The sequence below is a fragment of the Gilliamella intestini genome (assembly GCF_900094935.1).
Taxonomy (GTDB): Bacteria; Pseudomonadota; Gammaproteobacteria; order Enterobacterales; family Orbaceae; genus Gilliamella; species Gilliamella intestini.
This window is the reverse complement of sequence record NZ_FMBA01000056.1, coordinates 14490-17691: the sequence shown is the minus strand read 5'-3', so window position 1 is coordinate 17691 and position 3202 is coordinate 14490. Positions and strand designations below refer to the sequence as shown.

Here is a 3202-nt window from a genome sequence, read left to right as displayed (position 1 = left end):
TATCCCACCGGATGCGCTCTTGGGTAGAACGGCCTTTTTTTTGTTTTGAGCCAAAAAACTCAGCAAAACGCTGTGGCATTGACAGAATAATATCTTCAGTTGTGGCGGTTTCAATCGCACTAACGCCACCTTTAGCCAGTAACGCAGCGGCACTTCGACTGATAGCTGAGGAAGAGGCTCTGATTACACTTGCAGCAATAGGAATAACTTTTCCAATGAGGTAACATTCAGCAATAAATAAAACAATCTCAACAGCAATATGAAAAAAAGCCCTACCTGAAAGATAAGCTTTATCCTTTGGTGATTGCAATTGATACCAATATTCTACTGCAGCTGCAATGATATAGATATAAACTTCATCTTGCACAAAAAAATAGGCTTCTTTTTGTTCATCTTCTTTTTTTTCAGAAGAATGATACCATTCCCAAAATTTATCCGACGCTGCTTTTGCCAAATCAAGGGCATTTAAAACCCCCAATGGGGTTGGACTGTATTTTAATGAAAATTCCAATCCATCTATAATAGGTTGCTTACCTTCATCAATAACACCGTTTATGAAATCCCCTGTTACTACGGAAAGATAAGGATTAAGTGGCTGTCCTCTTAGTCCTTCACTATTGAATCGCTCAATTCGTTGATATTTTTCATCGTATATTTTCCAACGTTTAGAATGTATATTATCCCATTCTGATGTTAAAAATTCAGACAAGTGCTCAATAATTTGTGTATAACCCGTAAACCACTTATTAATCTCTTCTTCATCGGTTATCGGCGCAATTCGAACATAATAGCGACGACCTGGGGTACAATTTTCAATAACGGCTATCCCATCTTCATTTAACTCAAAGGGTATGGCATTTTTTTCATCTGGCGAAAAAACACAGTGAGCCATATTGGTGGGACCGTATTTATTGGGGACATGTTCTGTTGGAATGGCAACACATTTTAAACAAAAAATTAAAGGGCAAGCGGTCGGTGGCTATCGGGTTCATAAATATAACTTTGCCAATGTTTATCATTATCGCTTTCGGCAATAAACCCATTACCTTGCCATAAATTTGTCTTCACCAAAATATTGTCCTTAGAATCTGAGTGGATTGATAGGTTTAATATTATTTTCAGCTTGTGACCAGTGTTCATTGGTGCTCTATCAAAAAAAGGTACTAAATTAATGAGTATTATATTCCTTGATTGGTATGACGATTTGTTTCAATTTGAATGCGAATCTAAAGCATGAGCTGAAGAGGAAACTGCTTTGATAATGCGGTTGTTGAAAGTTTTTTTCATACACTCAAAACACATATTATTCATGACTGTTACTACAAAACGAGGAAGCAGGCTAATAAAACACTATTTGAATATATTGAAATCTATTATAATCGGATACGCCGTCATTCAGCCAATGGCTGGGTATCACCTGAACAATATGAACAACAATATTACCAAAACGAAAAAATGATAGAGGCGGGCACTGTCTAATATTTTGGCGAGGATCAATTTTCTTTTGTTAGTTGGGGGAAGCTTGCTTTGTAGGTTTAAAAAGTAATAAGTAAATCCACCACGATTAATAGGATTCATAAGAGATATCAAACATGAACTATCAATTAAATAAAACGAGTAAATTTTTAAGTTACATTTTAAGGCATCAACCAGAAGCTATTGGTATAACTTTAGATACTGAAGGATGGGTCGATATTAATGTCTTGCTCCTACAAGCTAATCAACATGGTGAATCACTTACCAAAGAATTAATCGAAGAAGTTGTCAAAACAAGCGATAAAAGACGTTTTATGATTTCAGAAGACGGTTTAAAAATACGCGCAGCACAAGGACATTCAACTCAACAAGTTAAAATTAAGTATGTTGAACAAGTACCACCCGAATTTTTATATCATGGTACAGCAACGCGCTTTATTGATTCAATAAAAAAACAAGGATTAATTGCAGGTGATCGCCATTATGTCCATTTATCTATTAATGAACAGACAGCTAATGCTGTAGGGAAACGCCACGGTAAACCTGTTGTATTAAAGGTAAAAGCCTTACTGATGCATCAACAAGGCTTTAAGTTTTATCTAGCTGATAATGGCGTTTGGTTAACCAATAATGTTCATACTGGCTTTTTAATATTTGACTAAATCTAATTTAGACCTCTCGGCTTTATATTGGGCTGATTCTGCTTTGACTAGTTCAAACCAAGTTAAAAAATTGTCTAAATGATATCGGTTTTCCCAAGAAGGTTCTTCCCCACTATAACCATAATCATGAAAATATACCTTTGGATCTCCACTTGTATCATTTCCATCAAAGCAGGCTAAAATAATGTATCCATCATTAAAAAAACCCGATTGATCGTTAGCAATGGCAAAAGGTATTAAAGGATGATTTGTATATTTTATTAGCATTGAGCCGTAATAACTTAATGACATCCCTATATCTTGACATAAAAAAGACCATGGCTCAATCTGAATAATATTATTATTCTTTACAGTATCAACATAGCTTTTAGGAAAAGCAAAGCCGTTGGGTAGTATAGGAAGATTATATAAAAATATATTTGACATTACTGTTTACCTTTTATTTTACGAGGTTGTATTGAACCATTTGGGTTTTGTTTCCCAAAATCTCCAGACTGTTTATTTATACGTCCTTTAATTGCTTCACCCCACGTTTTATATTGTTCCCAACCTCGAGCTTTTTGAATTTCTGGCGTTAGTCTATCATTAAAATAACGAATAATAACTCGAATATCAATGCCTGCTTCTCGTGCAGCTATAATTCGAGTATTATCCATACTCGTTAATTTTCCATCTGGCATTTTTACTACATCAACAGGATCACCTTTCCACCCATCCTTTTTCATACTATTTACAAGATCATCGTAAGTATATTTATTACCAGTAACTCTATCTGTTTTAGAAAATGAAACTGTATTCTGTGAAAATCTAATTTCATGAGGATTCAAAGTAGATACATTGTTAATATCCTTCCCCTCAATCCCCTCAAACCCACTATTTTCAACCTTAATCAACCCTAACGGATCAATCCAATTTATCGGATCGCTACCGGCATATTGATAACTATTTAGTCCACCCAGTATACCAAGCGGATCTTGAGTAATATACCTGCCTGTAAATGGGTCGTAATAACGATTTAGGTTGTAGTGTAATCCCGTCTCCTCATCATAATATTGCCCTTGGAA

General features: G+C 35.2%; 4 protein-coding genes and 1 pseudogene. 2 read left to right on the top strand and 3 right to left on the bottom strand.

Annotated elements, in window-relative coordinates; genetic code table 11:
- Positions 1-892: hypothetical protein (locus GA0061080_RS10700; RefSeq protein ID WP_141683142.1), on the bottom strand; the 892-nt coding region annotated here is incomplete at its 3' end.
- Between the two features lie 350 nt (positions 893-1242).
- On the opposite strand from GA0061080_RS10700, the pseudogene GA0061080_RS10695 reads away from it, so the two are divergent.
- Together GA0061080_RS10695 and GA0061080_RS10690 are read left to right on the top strand one after the other, a co-directional pair.
- A pseudogene (locus tag GA0061080_RS10695) lies at positions 1243-1479 on the top strand (IS3 family transposase); the annotation flags it as partial.
- 113 nt (positions 1480-1592) lie between these two features.
- On the top strand, positions 1593-2138 hold the full coding sequence (locus tag GA0061080_RS10690; protein WP_091125366.1) for an RNA 2'-phosphotransferase: 546 nt from the start codon (positions 1593-1595) through the stop codon (positions 2136-2138).
- Here GA0061080_RS10690 and GA0061080_RS10685 read toward each other — a convergent pair.
- Entirely contained in the window at positions 2124-2564 is a 441-nt protein-coding gene (locus GA0061080_RS10685; protein ID WP_091125362.1) for a hypothetical protein, read from the bottom strand. The two genes, GA0061080_RS10690 and GA0061080_RS10685, sit on opposite strands and share 15 nt — an antisense overlap.
- The coding region (locus GA0061080_RS10680) for an RHS repeat-associated core domain-containing protein (RefSeq protein WP_141683144.1) at positions 2564-3202 on the bottom strand (639 nt) is incomplete at its 5' end. The genes GA0061080_RS10680 and GA0061080_RS10685, both read right to left, overlap by 1 nt.

Excerpts from the sequence above, each read along its gene's own strand:
- GA0061080_RS10690 (WP_091125366.1), top strand. The coding sequence starts at position 1,593 with ATGAACTATCAATTAAATAAAACGAGTAAATTTTTAAGTTACATTTTA.
- GA0061080_RS10685 (WP_091125362.1), bottom strand. The coding sequence starts at position 2,564 with ATGTCAAATATATTTTTATATAATCTTCCTATACTACCCAACGGCTTT.